Origin of the sequence: Cyclobacterium sp. (genome assembly GCF_014762705.1) — a bacterium.
Taxonomy (GTDB): domain Bacteria; phylum Bacteroidota; class Bacteroidia; order Cytophagales; family Cyclobacteriaceae; genus Cyclobacterium.
In genome coordinates this window covers 104,070-120,939 of sequence record NZ_JABURL010000013.1, presented here as the reverse complement: position 1 = coordinate 120,939, position 16,870 = coordinate 104,070, and the positions used below count along the sequence as shown (strand labels likewise).

The window sequence follows — 16,870 nt, the reverse complement described above, 5'->3', positions numbered from 1 at the left end:
TAGCTGTTAATTTTGATTGGTCGGTAATTCAATGGTAAAAGTAGTACCTATTTTTTCTTCCGAGTCAACTTTAATATTCCCTTTATGGTTTTCAATAATCGTATAAACAATGGATAATCCCAGTCCGGTGCCTTTACCAACTGGTTTGGTTGTAAAAAAAGGTTCAAAAATCTTTTCCCGAACTTGTGCCGGCATGCCCGGTCCATTGTCTCCAATCTTAATTACCACCCTTTCATTTTGAAAAGAGGTAGTGATTGTCAATTCAGGTTCTCTTCCCTCCATTGGGTGATCCAAAAGTGCATGAATGGCATTGCTGATGATATTCATAAATACCTGATTCATTTTCCCCGCAAGGCATTCAACCTGAGGAATGGACCCATAATTTTTGGTTAATTTAATTTTCCCGGACATGGTACTGTTGAGCAAGATCAGTGTGCTGTCTATCCCATCATGAATATCAACTTCCTTGACATCTTGTTCATCTACCCTTGAAAATAATTTCAGACCGCGGACGATCTCTACTGTCCTCTTGGCACCATCCTCCATTCCATTAAGCAATTGCTCAACTTCCTCCAATAAATAATCAATCTCTATGTCTTCTTCCAGGTCGGAGATTTCGGATTTACTTTCTTCAGAAAATTCCTCTTTCCCCTTCTCCCTATATACTTCCATCAATTCACGTATATCATTTAGGTCTCTCTTAAGCGGTGAGATATTGGAGCTGACAAAGTTAATCGGGTTATTGATTTCGTGTGCAATCCCTGCAGTTAACTGACCCAATGAAGCCATCTTTTCTTGGTTGACAAGTTGAGTTTGTGTATTCTGAAGATTTTTCAATGTCATTTCAAGCTCTTCTGTCCTTGATTTGACCATTTCTTCCAAATATAAATTCTGCTCTTTTATCAGCCTTTCATTTTCTTTAAGGGCTTCCAGTTTATCCAATTGCTCCTTTTCCTTTTCTTTTTTCAATATATTGATCTTGTCGGCCAAAGCAAAGGAAAGCAATAATGCTTCAATAGCCGTGCCCGCCAAAAGAGGGAAGTTGGCATAGGATCCCAGATCAATAATCCGCTGATTGTGCAATATGTAGACCACTAACCCAAACAATAAAAAACTCCATGCCAATAGGAAAAAATAAGCCGATCTGTAGCCTTTTCTCGCTGCTATGATTCCTATCGTGAAAAAGCAAATCGCTAAAATCATTCCATTCAAATCTGTCAAGGAATAACTCAACTCCACAAAACCGGAAATCCTGAATATCAGGGTAACAAAATAGGATACGGGGATAAGGTAAAGCCATTGATCGTATTTGGGAACGTATACTTTGGTTTTTAAAAATAACTGGATGAAAGGAATCACAAAAATGCTTGAAAGCGTGGTAAAGCCAATGATGCTCACTTCATATAGGTAAGCGTTTTCCATCAGGAAAAAGTAAGAATATCCCGAAAGGGAAAGTTGGGCCAAAGCGATGAAAAGAATATAAAAGCAATAAAAAAGATATACTTTGTCCTTTACCGAAAAATAAAGTATAAAATTATAGAGGAATAAGGCAATCATTATTCCGAAATAAGAACTGATTATTATCAGTCTCAGGCTGTAGTTTTGAAAAAAGGAATCAGAAGGAGATATGGCAGCATCAAATTCCAGGGGAACATTCGACATGATTCTGAAAACCAATATGGAGCTGTAGGGTTCCTCCATCCTGAGTCTGAAAAAAGGATTGGGGTTCTTTAATGGGTTGGTTTTGGAAAAAGCCGTTCCGGAAGTTTGTTTGGAAACCAAATTCCCTGAACCATCATATCTCATCAGTTCTACTTCCCTGAAAGAAGGGTTGCTTATTTCCACAATGTAAAGGCTGTCCTTTACCAACCCATTTAAATCCTCCAAATCAACTTTGACATACAAATTCTCATCAATAACACCCAGATCAATTTTTTGATAGGCTTCATTTTGAAATTGATCCAATTTCAAAGTTTCAGTTCCAATATTTTTATCAGAAACAAAATAGGCGTATTTTTCAAACCTCAGCCCTTCATCCTGACTGAAAATACCTAAATAGTAAATGATGGGCAGGGTGACAAATAAAATCAAAAACAAGGACAAGCCTATGCTTCTTAAATACGTATAAAAGTTTTTCATTTATCAGGTTTAGGTATTTGAAGTTCAAATTGCAATTCCATTTCTCCTTTAGGACCACTTTCTACGGTGTTGAAATTGATTTTTTTCCTCAGCTCAAAAATATAGTCTCTTTCAGCCATTTGAGCATGTGAGAGTTCTTTGATATCATTTATTTCCAAAGCAGTGGCAATCAGCCCTTCCTTGGGATAATAAAACGAACCATTATCCCCTAAAACCGAAATTACCTGGTATCCTACACTCTTGGAAATACTTAATGTCACCGGGGAACTTAATCCAAAAAGCTTTTTTAAATTCAACTGGGGCAATATAGCTATACCTACCCGTACCAAATAAATACTTCCTATCCCATAACCCGCTACTTCCCTACTGTTCCAAAGCCCACAATATTCAGCTACTTCAAGATCCTTAAAATCAGCCATATAATCCATAATTTTTGGATCTATTTCTTTTATGGCCAGCTCAAAAGGAAGGGGGAAATTTTCGGTTCTGAGCTGTATTCTTCCTCCACCTAAAATTCTCAAATCCTCTATTGACTCAAAGAGTATCAGGTATACATGGGGATTAAGAGCCCAGGAACGGTCCGCAGAAGTCACTTTCGTAATACCATAAGATTCCAATACCTTATGGTGGCCATAAATATACTTTTCCGTGGCATCAATATCATCAATTGCCCTAACTATCCTAACTCTAACTTTCATTCAAATTGAGTATCTTGTCCAAATCAACATAAAATCTGCCGGATTTTACCTCCTGGCCTAGAAGTAACATTCTGGCGTAATGGCAACAGGCCGCCCCCCCCAGTAAAACAGAGGATGCCAACTGTGGCCATGAGGTTATGGTTTTACCTAGTTCCCCAAAACTGTATTTAACCCTATCAGACAATTTTTCAAACTCCAATAGTGAAATCATTATTTCCCTTCCCTTTTCCGGAAGCATCTTCAATAATTCCCTTTCTTCTCCATAGTCCGACAACAATCCATGGAAAATGGGTCTTTCAGGCTCCAGATCAAACCTTTCAATATCCATCATACCCCTATCGCTGGTATCCATCATCACAGGTATACCTGAGCTTCTGGCCTTTATCCTGCTTAAAATTTTTATCTGTAAACTGTCGCATTCCTCAATCAGTAGATCCATCTTGCCTCCTTTAGTCAGGAAGTCATCAATGTTGGCCTCAGTAGTACCTTCATCGTACAGTGTTACTTTCAGATAGGGATCAATTTCGGCAATTTCTCTGGCAACAATCCAGGTTTTCTTAAGACCAAGGTTAAATAAACCCGTTCTTATTCTATTCATGTTGCTTAAGTCCAGCGTGTCAAAATCTGCTATCCTAAGCTCGCCAAAGCACCTTTCCATGGCCAAACTCAATGCAACACTTTGACCAACAGAAAGCCCGATCACCCCAATCACCTGTTTTTGTAGCTGCTCCTGTTCCTTCAGGGTGATCTTGTACTGGTTCCTGACTGTTCGCAACCTGATGAAATCTTTTTCCTCCAAAATTCTGACCACGGTATTTCTCCAGGGATAATAGACCCAATTGCCATTTTCAGAGGCATTTTTTTCAGATGCGGTGTAATAATCTGCTTTTTTTTCCGACAACTCCTCTAAAGATAGTTTTCTTTTTGGGTTTTCCATTTTAATGAGCTCCGTCAATTGAAGTTCAAAAGTGTCGAAAAACAGAACTTTACCTGTGTCCTTCAATTTTCCCATTGTATCCATATCCTCCTGAACATAAGGAGAAAAGATTAAGGGTTTGTAGGGATGCATAAACTCAGATTTTTTATTTGAGTTTTCCATAATTTTACTGCCTAAAAAAGGTTATAATATGGGTAAAGTTATATTTTTGTAGTAATAAACAATCAAAAATACAGAATTAATTTATTATATTTTTTTTTGTATTTAAGGTTTAATTCTTTAATTTATAAAATAAACTTTTGAATATAAATATAATACGATTAAACTAATGAATATTAATTGAAAAAGAACGATATTTTATTTAAAATTAAAATTCAATTTCTTATTCTTAACAAATCAATAGGTTATTACGATATTTAAGGCATGGAAAAAGATAAGATTAGGATACTTTATGTAGATGATGAAGTCAATAACCTTAAAGCTTTTAAAGCTACTTTTAGGAGGGATTACAAAATATTTATGGCTGAATCTGCTGACGAGGGAAGGGATATTTTGCTCCAGGAAGATATAGACATCATTATTACAGATCAAAGGATGCCCAAGGAAAATGGAGTGGATTTTTTGGAGTCTATCATACCCATGCACCCTGATCCGATGAGGATTTTACTTACCGGATATACCGATATTCAGGCTGTGATAGATGCCATCAATAAAGGTAAGGTTTACCATTACCTGACCAAGCCCTGGGAAGAAGATTACCTAAGAACGGTAGTGAAAAATGCTTTTGAAGTGTACTCCCTGAGAAGGGAGAACAAACAACTTACAGATAGTTTACTGAAAGCCAATGATCAACTGGAGTTTCTCCTCAGGCAAAACCTGCTTTCCTGAGGATTTTTCCTTTAGTATCTTGCTGCCAGCAAAAGCTGTAATTCTTTGTGAGCCATTTGAAACTTTCTGCCCAGGTGGGCATTGGTCAGGCTACCCCTATAGGTATAAACCCCCTTCATGAACCATTTGTAATTGAAGATCATTTCTTCTGCGCCACCCAGATCTGCCATCTGCAAAAGAATCGGTGTGAAAATATTGCTGAGGGAGTAGGAGGCTGTTCTAGATACCCTTGAGGGAATATTAGGCACACAGTAATGAATCACCCCATGCTTCTTATATACTGGTTCATTGTGGCTAGTCATCTCTGCAGTGGCTATGCAGCCTCCCTGATCAATGCTGACATCGATTACGATACTATCTTCCATCATTTGGGAAACCATTTCTTCAGAAACCACCAACTTAGGTCTACCCTTTTCAGCCCTTAAGGCTCCAATCACCACATCTGCTTCTTTCAGCGCTTGTCCCAGAACATAATTATCGATAGTTGATGTAAAAACCTGCTGGCCCAATACTTGTTTTATCCGCCTTAATTTATAAATGTGGTTGTCAAAAATTTTGATGTTTGCGCCCAGGCCCAGGGCTGTTCTTGCAGCATACTCGGCAACTGTTCCAGCACCGATGATGACCACCTGGGTGGGAGGCACACCGGTGATTCCTCCCAAAATCATTCCTTTTCCCTCACTCACACTGCTCAGGTATTCAGCTGCAATCAGCATTACCGTACTACCTGCTATTTCACTCATGGCCCTTACCACCGGCATCCCACCTACTTTATCTTCAAGGTGCTCAAAGGCCACCGCGGTGATCTTCTTCTGGTTTAATTGTTGAATAAAAGCAGCTTTTTGTTTACCCAGCTGAAGTGCCGATATCAGACAAGCACCCTGCCGCATGTAGCCTATTTCTTCCGCCACCGGAGGCTCTACCTTCAATACAACATCTGCATCAAACACCTCCTTGCTGGAGTAAACAACGGATGCTCCGGCATCGGAATAATCCTTGTCAGAAAACTTGGATAAAATACCCGCATTTGTTTCAACTTTTACCCGTTGCCCATTATTTACCAAAAGACCCACTGCCTCAGGTGTAAGGACTACTCTGTTTTCCTGCTCCGCCGTTTCCCGGGGAATACCGATCAAAACCTGCGAACCTTTTTTTTTCACCCTGGCTACAGCCTCTTGAGTGAACACTCCCGTTTCTCTGGCTATTTCGGAAAATCCTGATCCCCCTATCATTGATGGATTATTTTTACACTTATTTCTCTCATTTCCTTTTCCCCCTTTTCAATTTCAATCAAAGCAAATTCATCTGGCAAAAACGAGGGAATTTTTTCTGCCCATTCTACAAAACAATAGTGCCCGCTGTCAAAATACTCCTCAACACCTATTTCAACGGCCTCCATAGGATCTTCAATCCTATAAAAGTCAAAGTGATAAATCATTCCGGCATCCTTGCTAGCATATTCATTCACTATTGAAAATGTGGGACTACTTACCGGGTCATTGACTTCAAGTAAGGCCGAGATAGCCTTGATCAAGGTGGTCTTGCCTGCCCCCATCTCCCCTTTAAACACCCAAACATCAATTCCCCTGCATAAATCTAGGATTAATTCTGCGGAATTTGAAATTTCATTTAAATGATTGCAATGTATTGTTTTCAAAAAGCGTTTATTTTGGCTGTAAATGCACTATTGGAATAATCATTTCTTCTAAAGAAACCCCCCCATGTTGAAAGGTGTCTTTGTAGAAATTCACATAATAATTGTAGTTGTTGGGGTAAGCAAAGAAATAATCTTCCACAGCGAACACATAACTGGAAGAGATATTCAGTTGAGGGAGTTTGGCTTCACCGGGTTTTTTGATTTCAAATACTTTTCCTGATTCAAAATTAAGGTTTTTCCCTTGTTTGTACCTCAGGTTTGTGGTCACATTTCGATCACCTACAATTTTATAGGGTTTGTTTACCCGCTTGGTACCGTGGTCAGTGGTTACGATTACCTCCGCACCCGCCGAACTGATTTTTTTAAATAGTTCAAATAGGGAGCTGTGTAAAAACCAACTATTGGTAAGAGATCGATAGGCCGACTCATCAGGGGCCAGTTCACGGATCATCTTCATATCTGTTCGGGCATGTGACATCATATCCACGAAATTATAAACCAATACATTCAGATCGTTTTTCATCAAATTGGGAAATTGATCCAAAACAGCTTTTCCCTGATTGGTCTGCAATATTTTATGGTAGCTTGAACGAATAGAAAGCCTGTTTTTTTTCAGGTTCACTTTCAAAAATTCCGCTTCGTTATTGTTTTTCCCTTCATCCGTATCCTCTCCTTCCCAAAGATCAGGATGGTATTTGGCCATATCCATTGGCATCAATCCGCTGAACAAAGCATTTCTGGAAAAAGCAGTAGTGGTAGGCAAAATACTATAATAGGTTTTGTCCTCTTTGACTGTAAAATAATCTCCCAGTTGATTTTCAATCATTTCCCATTGATCGAGACGCAGGTTGTCTATCACGATAAAAAATAAAGGCTTGCCTTCCTTTATCTTTGGAAAAACATGTTCCTTCATTACCTGATGAGACATTACAGGTTTACTGATATTGGGAACGTTCAACCAATCCAGGTAATTTTCCTTTATGAATCTGGCAAAGTTTGCGTTGGCTTCAACTTTTTGCGTCTCCAATACCTCCTGCATGCTTTTATTTTCGGTTTCATCTATCTCCAACTCCCAATAGGTTAGTTTTTTATAGATGTCTGCCCATTCTTCATGGTCTATGGCATCATTATATGCCATACTGATATTCCTGAAATCCTGCTGATAAGAAAGGTTTGTCTTCTCGCTGATAAGCTGCTTGTTTTGAAGGATTTTTTTTACAGATAGCAGAATCTGATTTGGATTTATTGGTTTAATCAGGTAGTCGGCAATCTTACCCCCAATGGCGTCGTCCATGATATGCTCCTCCTCACTCTTGGTTATCATGACTACAGGAATTTGAGGTTTCAGGCTTTTGATCTGTTGCAGCGTTTCCAGGCCAGTCATTCCCGGCATCATTTCATCCAGAAACACTACGTCATAATTTTCCGCTTCTACCTTTTCCACCGCATCCAGTCCACTGTTTACGGTCACAATATCATATCCCCTTTGCTCCAGGAATAAGATATGCGGTTTTAAGAGGTCAATCTCATCATCAGCCCACAATATTTTGAAATTTTCCATATCAATTGGTTTAATTCTTTTTAGATTAATTACTTTTGGCAAGTTGCCTTTATGAACAGGACATTGAAAAGCCATAAAATCATCAATGACCCCGTGTACGGGTTCATCAATATTCCCAGTGAATTGATTTTTGCCGTAATAGACCACCCCTATTTCCAAAGGTTACGCAGAATCAAACAATTAGGTTTGACGGATATGGTCTACCCGGGAGCCCTGCATACCCGATTCCATCACGCTATTGGAGCCATGCATTTGATGAGCATTACCCTTGATCAACTGCGCAATAAAGGCATTGAAATATCTGAAGAGGAATATGAAGCTGCCCTTTTGGCAATATTACTGCACGACATCGGTCATGGGCCTTTTTCCCATGCTTTGGAGTCGATTCTTCTTAAAGGACTACATCATGAAGCCATTTCCCTGCTATTCTTTGATGCATTGAATAAGCAATTTCATGGCCAACTTTCATTGGCCAGAAAAATATTTGTGGGAAGTTACGAAAGAAAATTCTTTCACCAACTGGTCTCCAGCCAACTCGATATTGATCGCCTGGATTATTTACAGCGAGATTGCTTTTTTACCGGAGTTTCAGAAGGCACAATTGGGGCAGACCGTATCATCAAAATGATGACCATCGTAAACGATCAGGTAGTCATTGAAGAAAAAGGAATTTACAGTATTGAGAATTTTTTGAGTGCACGAAGATTAATGTATTGGCAGGTATACCTGCATAAAACGACTGTTTGCGCTGAGAAAATGCTTATCAATCTGATTTTAAGGGCCAGGGAACTGAAAAATGCCGGAATAAATCTGCCGGGATCCGAAGAACTCCTCCTGTTTCTGGAAAAAGACCCGTCCAATGATCCCAAAGAAGGGCAAAAGGATTGGCTGAATGACTTTTCCCAAATGGATGATTTTGATGTTTGGGGTGCCATCAAACTATGGAAAAACGAAGAAGATTTTGTCCTGCGGGAAATTTCCCATATGTTTCTGACCAGAAACTTGTTTAAAATACATTTGGGCAATCAGCCATTTTCCGCTGAAGAGATTCGACACATGAAGCGAAAGGTGCAAAGCAAACATTCTTTTTCCAATCAGGATATGGAATATTTCTTTTCTTCCGGTGAAATCAGCAATTACGGATACCTGGCCAAAGACAAGATTTGGATCCTGACAAAAAAGGGGGAGGTAATGGACGTGGCCATGGCGGCGGATTTGCCAAATATAAAAGCCATGAGCAAAATAGTGAAAAAATATTATGCTTGTCATGCTAAAAATTTAACTTTACGGTAAAACAATTAAGAATTAAATGGAATTTACCATCGATGAAATTGCACTACTTTTGGATGGAAGCGTGGAAGGAGATGGTTCTGGGAAAATCAATCGCCTTGACAAAATACAGGAGGGAAAAGCAGGAAGCATTGGATTTCTATCCAACCTCAAGTATGAAAAACACCTTTACGATACGGACTGTTCCGCTATCATCGTTGCGGATAGTTTTAAACCCCAGAAGCAATATAAAACAACCCTGATCCGGGTAAAGGATCCCTATTCCGGCTTCACAAAACTCCTGGAGACCTATGCCAAGATGGTGAAATCGGAGATTTCAGGTATTGAGGAACCCAATTACTTTCATGAAAGCAGTAAAATCGGGGCAAATTGTTTCCGGGGAGCTTTTTCCTACGTGGGAAAAAATTGTAGTATCGGTAAAAATGTGAAAATTTATCCACAGGTGTACATAGGTGACGAAGTAACCATAGGGGATAACTGCACCTTTTACCCAGGAGTCAAAATATATTCCAGGACTGTAATTGGAAATGACTGTGAGGTTCATGCGGGGAGTATTCTAGGGGCTGACGGATTTGGCTTTGCCCCCCAGCCTGATGGTACCTACAAGAATATCCCTCAATTGGGAAATGTAGTATTGGAAGACGGGGTAAGTATAGGGGCTAATACCACCATTGATTGCGCAACAATGGGGTCCACACATATCGGTAAAGGAGTTAAAATCGATAATCAGGTACAGATAGCCCATAATGTAAGCCTGGGAGAAAATACAGTAGTGGCCTCCCAGGCCGGCATCTCAGGGTCAACAACCATCGGAAAGAACTGCGTTTTGGCTGGGAAATGCGGTATTGTGGGGCATATCCAGATTGCCGATAATACCACTGTGGGAGCCAACTCTGGTATCATGAAATCGGTCACCGAACCGGGAAAAACGATTTTTGGATACATTGGGTTTGACATAAAGGGGTTTTTGAAATCATATTCCATTTTCAGAAAATTACCTTTACTTCAGGACAAATTAAGAGAGCTGGAAAAAAAACTATAAATTTGTCAGTTAATTGGGACATCGCAGCCATTTAGTAACTTATTTTAATGAAAGTAAAACAGCATACCATAAAAAAACAAGTCACCCTATCAGGAGTAGGATTACATACAGGTATTGAAGCCAACATGACCTTTTTGCCGGCCAATCCAAACCATGGTTATAAGTTTCAAAGGATGGATCTGGAAGGCCAGCCAGTTATCGATGCGGACGTAGACAATGTGGTAGATGTATCCAGAGGCACTACCCTGGAGCAAAGCGGGGCCAGGGTCTTTACTGTAGAACATGTGCTGGCTGCACTGGTAGGCATGGAAATAGACAATGTGCTGATACAACTTAGCGGGCCTGAACCCCCTATTTTGGACGGCAGTAGCATTCAATTTATTGAGATCCTGGAAGATGCAGGTCTGGAAGAACAAAATGCACTTCGTAGATTTTTTGAAGTACCTGAAAGCATCCATTACAAGGACAGCGCCAGGGAAGTGGAGATGGCAGCCTTGCCCCTGGACGATTTCAGGGTCACCGTAATGGTAGATTATAACTCCCCGGTTCTTGGAAGCCAGCACGCTTCTATTACCGATATCAGTCAATTCCGGCATGAAATTGCCTCGTGCAGGACCTTTTGTTTCCTTCACGAGTTGGAAATGCTCTATAACAATAACCTGATAAAAGGCGGTGACCTGAATAATGCCATTGTAGTAGTAGATCGCATAGTCGAAGAGGCGGAATTGTCAAGCCTGGCCAAAATGTTCAATAAACAAAAGGTTGAAGTTCAGAAAGAGGGAATTTTAAACAATGTAGAACTCAGGTATAAAAACGAACCGGCCCGACACAAACTGTTGGATGTCATTGGTGACCTGGCACTGGTGGGCAGACCTTTAAAAGCCCAGATACTCGCTGCCAGGCCCGGCCATGCGGCCAATGTGGCATTTGCAAAAAAAATCAAAAGGGCCATGGAAAAATCAGGCCCCATGAATATCCCTTACTATGACCCCAAACTACCTCCGGTACTGGACATAAACCAGATCAGCAACATTCTTCCTCACAGGTATCCGTTTCAATTGCTGGACAAAATCATTTATCTTGATGACAAATTGGTGGCGGGGGTGAAAAATGTCACCATCAACGAACCCTTTTTTATGGGGCACTTTCCCAACAATCCGGTTATGCCAGGAGTATTACAGGTAGAGGCCATGGCCCAAACCGGAGGAATATTGGTTCTCAGTACTGTGGAAGATCCTGAAAACTATTGGACCTATTTCCTTAGTATTGAAAACTGCAAATTTAGAAAAATGGTGTTGCCTGGTGACACATTGATCTTCAAATGTGAACTTCTCAATCCCATCCGGAGAGGAATCGCAAAAATGAAGGGGGAGGCTTTTGTAGGAAATGCCTTGGTTTGTGAAGCCATAATGACTGCCAGCATTGTAAGAAAAGACACATGATCAGCAAATTATCCGAAATAAACAAAAATGCCCGGTTGGGAGATAATGTCTCAGTTGAAGCTTTTTCTTCCATCCATTCTGATGTGGAAATCGGAGCAGGTACATGGATTGGCTCAAACGTCACCATTTATCCAGGTGCAAGAATTGGAGAAAACTGCAGCATCTTTCCAGGTGCCGTTATTGCAGCCATTCCTCAAGACCTGAAATACAAAGGTGAGGACTCTCTGGTAGAAATCGGAAATAATACGACCATCAGGGAGTTTGTAACCATAAACAGGGGAACGGCGGATAAAAAGACCACCAAAATTGGCAATGATTGCCTTTTAATGGCTTATGTACATATAGCCCATGATTGCCTGATACATGACCGGGTAATCATCGCCAATTCGGTACAGGTAGCGGGACATGTCAACATTGATGATTGGGCATTTGTTGGTGGCAGCAGTGCCATACACCAGTTTGTTAAAATAGGAATGCACAGCATGATTTCCGGCGGTTCACTGGTCCGGAAAGATGTTCCGCCTTTTACAAAAGCTGCCAGAGAACCTTTGAGTTATGCCGGAGTCAATTCCCTGGGACTAAGAAGAAGGGGATTTGAAGGCAAAACGATAAGCGAAATCCAGGAGGTCTACCGGTATTTGTTTTTAAACAGCTGGAACAACAGCAAAGCCCTGGAGGAAATTGAAATCAACCTTCCTGCCACAAAAGAGCGGGATGAGATTGTCAACTTCATACGCTCCTCAGAGAGGGGCGTAATGAAAGGTTATATTCAGTGATATGCTGTCCGTTGAGCTAAAACAGGCTGGGAAAAAATTTCAAAGAGATTGGATTTTTAAAAACCTGGACCTGAGCTTGAAAAGCGGAATGAGAATGGCCGTTACCGGAAATAATGGCTCCGGAAAGTCTACCCTGATCAAATGTCTGTCGGCACAGATGCCTCTCACGGAAGGAAATTTGGTGTTTTCAAAGGACCAGAATGAAATTTCTCCCGAAGAAATATACAAACACCTGGTCATCAGTGCCCCCTACCTGGAGTTACCCGAAGAATTCACCCTCAATGAGTTTTTGAATTTTCATTTTCAATTCAAAAAACCGGAAGGAAATATCGGTACAACTGCACTTTTGAACCTACTTTATCTGGAAAATGCCATTGATAAACCTATTTCTTTCTTTTCATCAGGAATGAAGCAAAGACTGAAATTGGGAATCTGCTTTTTTTCACAGGCCCCTTTTGTGCTTCTGGATGAACCCACCTCCAATCTTGACGAAAAAGGAATACAATGGTATAGGGAAATGATCACCCGGTTTGGAAAGGATAAATGTATTGTCATCGCCTCCAATGATCCCAGAGAATATGATTTCTGTGAACAAATTCTTCGTCTGGAGGATTATAAAAGGCAAGGTATTATTTGATTAACCCTGGAATTGATTAAATTTACTCCTCTAGTTTGAAAAGTATGAAAGCATTGATGAATTATTTTTGGGCCTTCCTGCTCCTTATGGGATTTACAGCTTGTAATGGAGGAGAAAACGGGGAACCTGAAAAGACAGCCGAAGAGCAAGCCATAGAAAGACTTACTGGGCCCTCGGGAAGTCAGACATGGACAGTTAGCAACGGAGGTTCGGTCACCAAAGATGGCACAGTGCAAACGAATGAATTTGCTGATTTTGAAATCCGTTTTATTGCCAACAATACAGGAAAATCTTACATTACCGAAAACAGCAATCTGCTGTTTGACACGAATGGGAATTGGGCCTTCGAAGGAGAAAACTTGGATAAGATTATCCTTTCGGGAATACAGCCTGCTGCCAATAAAGAAATTTCCTTTACCAGAAACCAAAATAACCTGAGATTGGAATGGGTAGTGCCTGCACCACAGAATGCAAGGGTGACAGCCCTGGCAGGATTCTATGTGTTCGATCTTATTTTAATGGAATAACCCAATAATTTAATTTACCCGATAAACCCATGCTCAAATACCTGTTTCTTACTTGCTTCTTTTCATCTTCTTTGCTCTTTGCCCAGACCAAACACCAGGCTGCTGTAGAGAATGCCGTTTCCGAATTGACTTCAGCCATGGTAGATGCCGATGAATCCCAACTCCAAAAACTGACCCATCCTCAATTGACTTATGGGCATTCCAATGGATTGATTGAAGATCAATCCGCGTTTATTCAAGCACTTACATCCGGAGTATCCAATTTTACCGAAATCAATATTGAGAACCAAACAGTGGATATTTCAGGCAATACCGCATTGGTCAGACATTTCCTGATCGGCCGGACAGACAACAAAGACAGTGAACCCGCCCCTGTCAACCTGGGGGTGCTGACCGTATGGAAGAAAAAGGGCAAAAGCTGGGTTCTTATTGCCAGGCAAGCTTACAAAAGGTAAAGATCTGATCAATTTGATGGGAAAAATTATTGTTTGAGCTGCACCAGGGTCACTCCAGACCCACCCCTGTCTGCATGTTCGTCGGAGAAGCTGGTGACGGATGACATTTTCCTGATAAGGTTTCTGGTTAGGTCCCTCAAAATGCCGTCCCCTTTGCCGTGAATGACTTTAAGTTCATCCATACCCAACATGTATCCTTCGTCTATAAAGTTCTGAACCAGCTGAAGGACTTCTTCTCCCCTTTTTCCCCTGATGTCCAGATTGGGCGAGAATTCTGCCATTTTACTGGTCGTATCATAAGTTGTCCGTTTTCCCATGGCCTTTTTTTCCTTCTTTAAAGAAGTATTGGAAATTTTTTCCAACCGGCTAATTTTCACATTGGACTTCAGATCCCCCATTAGTATGGAAGCTTGTTTTCCCTTGATCTCCATCACTTCGGCCAGGGCACCGTTGTCCTTAAGCCTTACCTGGTCCCCAACCCCAATAGACCCTCCCAATACCTGTATCGTCTTTGGTTGCGAAACCACCGGCTTTTCCGGTTGGATGGCAACTTTATGCGCATCAAGATCTTTTCTCAATTGCCGGGTGGCTTCCTGATCCGCCTGAGACTCCTTTATAGATCGGATGGTATGCTCAATTTTTTTATTGGCTTCATCCATCAATAATTTGGCTTGGGTCTTTGCCTCGTTGATGATGTTCTTTTGTTGTTCGTCTAAGGTAGATTTCAGGGAATTGTACTCCTGGAGTCGCTGCCCCAAAAGCCGTTCTTTCCTCTGCGTCTCTGCCATCAGGTTTTCGTATTTATTCTTTTCACTTTCTACCTTCAGCAACAGTTTTTCATACCTTACCCTTGTTTCCCCGACCTGGGCTTTGGCGTGCAGGATGATATCCTTTGGAATGCCTATTTTACCCGCAATCTCAAATGCAAACGAACTTCCCGGTTTGCCAATCTCCAGCTCATACAACGGCTCTAACCGATCCACATCATAGCGCATGGCACCATTTACCATTCCCGGACTTTTTGAAGCCAGTTGTTTGAGGTTGCCGTAATGAGTAGTAACGATTCCAAAGGCAGCTGACTTATTCAGGTCTATCAGGATGGCTTCAGCTATGGCCCCTCCAAATTGGGGTTCGGTTCCAGTGCCAAATTCATCGATAAAAAACAAGGTGTTTTTATTGGCATGAAGGGTGAAGAACTTCATGTTCATCAGGTGGGAACTGTAGGTACTCAGGTCATTCTCTATGTTTTGCTCATCGCCAATGTCGATAAAGACCTGGTCAAATATGCAGCACCTGGAGTTGGGTTCCATGGGCACCAAAAGACCACATTGATACATGTACTGCACCAAGGCCACCGTTTTTAGCGTTACGGATTTACCGCCGGCATTGGGCCCTGAGATCACCAGTAGTCTATGATTCGGATCAAGTTTGATAGAGACCGGCACTATGGTCTTTTGCTGTTGCAACAGCGCCATTTCCAAAAGGGGGTGCCTGGCTTTAACCCATGACAGTTCCTTTTCTTTACCCATTTCCGGATTAACTGCATTGATTTTCAATGCAAATCTGGCCTTGGCACGGATAAAGTCTATCATGCCCAGAAAATAAAATGCCCGCCTGAGTACAGGAATGTATGCCCGGAGTTCGTCGGTTAACCTGGTAAGGATTTTCTGCACCTCTCTCCTTTCCATATACTCCAGGTCCTTGATTTCATTGTTGATATCCAAAACCTCTGCCGGCTCCAAATATACGGTCTGACCTGTAGCTGATTCATCATGGATAAAACCCTTGATCCGCTTTTTGTATTCCGCAAGAACAGGGATTACCATCCTACCTCCCCTGACGGTAACAGAGGCATCCTCAGGAGTAAAGCCCTGGGCCTTGACGGATCGGTAAATATGGTCCAAAACTTTCCTAATCCGATTTTCCTCATAGGCAAGTTGGGTGCGTATAAGGTTCAGCTCCTGAGAGGCATTGTTTTTTATTTTTCCTTTCTCATCAATTACCTTTGCGATACTTTTTTCCAAAGGGATATTTTCCTCCACCATGCCCAACAATTGGTGCAATTGGGGATATTCTTCATGATACTTGTAAAAAAAAGATACGCATCCATCTAGGGTTTTAAGCCCCAGCCTGATCTCATGAAACTCATCCTCAAAAAGAAAAGTCCCTTCTATTTTCGCCTTTTCCAGATAAGGGTAAATGTTGATGAAATTTGATGCAGGAAAAGGGTTTCCGGAAACAAGTATTTGCCTGAATTCGTCGGTCTGTTCCAAAAGTTTGGTTAACAATTTTTTGTCCCTGGAAAAACTTACTTTTCCGACAAAATCAACTCCCAAACTACTGGTACATTCATCTCTGATCAATTCCTTGATTTTATCAAAATTGATCTTTTCTTCCATGTTTGAAGGATACAATTTCATTTATTCCTGAATATTTTTCTCTCTTACGGTCAGCGAATCGATAGTCCGTTCGTATAAATACTCCATTTTGGACACGTCTCTCAAATAGTATTCCAGGCTTTCGATATAAACACTATCAGGAATACCATATTTTTCGAAGATTTGTTTTTCCAGAATCGGATACAATACTTTGGAGGAATCGTAAGGAATGGAAAGCGATTGGACAAAACCCTCTGTTAAATGAATATCCACCAAAATATTCACCATCTGATCTTCTGACAAAATGTTTTCGGGTACATCCTTTTCCTGGCAGGAAGCAAGAGCAAAAATAAAAGCAAAGGCTAGATAAGTATATTTCACAATCCAAAATTACCTATTTCCTTTTAAAATTGACAATAAGTATAGGCAAAGTCGTTTTATTA

General features: G+C 40.9%; 16 protein-coding genes. 8 read left to right on the top strand and 8 right to left on the bottom strand.

From position 1 onward, the window contains the following. Positions 1 to 6 precede the first annotated feature (6 nt). The 3 genes from HUJ21_RS01355 to HUJ21_RS01345 are packed head-to-tail and all read right to left on the bottom strand — an operon-like array spanning position 7 to position 3,936. Complete coding sequence (locus HUJ21_RS01355) at positions 7 to 2,139, bottom strand: 7TM diverse intracellular signaling domain-containing protein (RefSeq protein ID WP_291366679.1); 2,133 nt, start codon at positions 2,137 to 2,139, stop codon at positions 7 to 9. Beyond that, positions 2,136 to 2,837: a hypothetical protein gene (locus HUJ21_RS01350; RefSeq protein ID WP_291366678.1), complete on the bottom strand. Its 702-nt coding sequence runs from the start codon at positions 2,835 to 2,837 to the stop codon at positions 2,136 to 2,138. Before HUJ21_RS01350 ends, HUJ21_RS01355 begins: the two co-directional genes overlap by 4 nt. Continuing rightward, positions 2,827 to 3,936, bottom strand: coding sequence for a ThiF family adenylyltransferase (locus HUJ21_RS01345; protein ID WP_291366676.1), 1,110 nt, complete (start codon positions 3,934 to 3,936; stop codon positions 2,827 to 2,829). The genes HUJ21_RS01350 and HUJ21_RS01345 overlap by 11 nt, the downstream gene beginning before the upstream one ends. Positions 3,937 to 4,197: 261 nt before the next feature. Here HUJ21_RS01345 and HUJ21_RS01340 point away from each other — a divergent pair, with 261 nt between their 5' ends. After that, complete coding sequence (locus HUJ21_RS01340; protein WP_166142349.1) at positions 4,198 to 4,662, top strand: response regulator; 465 nt, start codon at positions 4,198 to 4,200, stop codon at positions 4,660 to 4,662. A gap of 11 nt (positions 4,663 to 4,673) precedes the next feature. Here HUJ21_RS01340 and HUJ21_RS01335 read toward each other — a convergent pair whose 3' ends face one another. From HUJ21_RS01335 to HUJ21_RS01325, 3 genes are read right to left on the bottom strand one after another with little or no spacing between them, the layout of a single operon-like run. Then, positions 4,674 to 5,894 (bottom strand): alanine dehydrogenase, encoded by a 1,221-nt coding sequence (locus HUJ21_RS01335; RefSeq protein ID WP_166142347.1) that lies wholly within the window; start codon positions 5,892 to 5,894, stop codon positions 4,674 to 4,676. Continuing rightward, a complete protein-coding gene (gene tsaE, locus HUJ21_RS01330) occupies positions 5,891 to 6,319 on the bottom strand; it encodes a tRNA (adenosine(37)-N6)-threonylcarbamoyltransferase complex ATPase subunit type 1 TsaE (RefSeq protein ID WP_291366672.1) in 429 nt (142 codons plus the stop codon). The genes HUJ21_RS01335 and tsaE overlap by 4 nt, the downstream gene beginning before the upstream one ends. 7 nt (positions 6,320 to 6,326) lie before the next feature. Then, on the bottom strand, positions 6,327 to 7,880 hold the full coding sequence (locus tag HUJ21_RS01325) for a PglZ domain-containing protein (RefSeq protein ID WP_291366670.1): 1,554 nt from the start codon (positions 7,878 to 7,880) through the stop codon (positions 6,327 to 6,329). Positions 7,881 to 7,931: 51 nt separating this feature from the next. Between HUJ21_RS01325 and HUJ21_RS01320 the strand changes: the two genes are divergently transcribed. From HUJ21_RS01320 to HUJ21_RS01290, 7 genes are read left to right on the top strand one after another with little or no spacing between them, the layout of a single operon-like run. Then, complete coding sequence (locus tag HUJ21_RS01320) at positions 7,932 to 9,173, top strand: HD domain-containing protein (protein ID WP_291366668.1); 1,242 nt, start codon at positions 7,932 to 7,934, stop codon at positions 9,171 to 9,173. A 16-nt stretch (positions 9,174 to 9,189) separates the two neighbouring features. Beyond that, positions 9,190 to 10,212, top strand: a complete 1,023-nt coding sequence (gene lpxD, locus HUJ21_RS01315) for a UDP-3-O-(3-hydroxymyristoyl)glucosamine N-acyltransferase (RefSeq protein ID WP_291366666.1) — start codon at positions 9,190 to 9,192, stop codon at positions 10,210 to 10,212. A 47-nt stretch (positions 10,213 to 10,259) separates the two neighbouring features. Continuing rightward, positions 10,260 to 11,654, top strand: a complete 1,395-nt coding sequence (locus HUJ21_RS01310; RefSeq protein WP_291366664.1) for a bifunctional UDP-3-O-[3-hydroxymyristoyl] N-acetylglucosamine deacetylase/3-hydroxyacyl-ACP dehydratase — start codon at positions 10,260 to 10,262, stop codon at positions 11,652 to 11,654. Further along, positions 11,651 to 12,430: an acyl-ACP--UDP-N-acetylglucosamine O-acyltransferase gene (lpxA, locus tag HUJ21_RS01305; protein ID WP_291366662.1), complete on the top strand. Its 780-nt coding sequence runs from the start codon at positions 11,651 to 11,653 to the stop codon at positions 12,428 to 12,430. Before HUJ21_RS01310 ends, lpxA begins: the two co-directional genes overlap by 4 nt. Before the next feature lies 1 nt (position 12,431). Further along, a complete protein-coding gene (locus HUJ21_RS01300) occupies positions 12,432 to 13,067 on the top strand; it encodes an ATP-binding cassette domain-containing protein (RefSeq protein ID WP_291366661.1) in 636 nt (211 codons plus the stop codon). 44 nt (positions 13,068 to 13,111) lie between these two features. Further along, on the top strand, positions 13,112 to 13,594 hold the full coding sequence (locus HUJ21_RS01295; protein WP_291366660.1) for a hypothetical protein: 483 nt from the start codon (positions 13,112 to 13,114) through the stop codon (positions 13,592 to 13,594). 29 nt (positions 13,595 to 13,623) lie between these two features. Continuing rightward, the gene (locus HUJ21_RS01290; protein WP_291366658.1) at positions 13,624 to 14,049 is read left to right on the top strand and encodes a nuclear transport factor 2 family protein; all 426 of its coding nucleotides are present in this window, start codon (positions 13,624 to 13,626) and stop codon (positions 14,047 to 14,049) included. Positions 14,050 to 14,075: 26 nt separating this feature from the next. Here the strand turns inward: HUJ21_RS01290 and HUJ21_RS01285 are convergent, their stop codons facing one another. Together HUJ21_RS01285 and HUJ21_RS01280 are read right to left on the bottom strand one after the other, a co-directional pair. Next, complete coding sequence (locus HUJ21_RS01285; RefSeq protein WP_291366656.1) at positions 14,076 to 16,469, bottom strand: endonuclease MutS2; 2,394 nt, start codon at positions 16,467 to 16,469, stop codon at positions 14,076 to 14,078. Continuing rightward, entirely contained in the window at positions 16,470 to 16,808 is a 339-nt protein-coding gene (locus HUJ21_RS01280) for a DUF4296 domain-containing protein (RefSeq protein WP_291366655.1), read from the bottom strand. Positions 16,809 to 16,870: the final 62 nt, after the last annotated feature.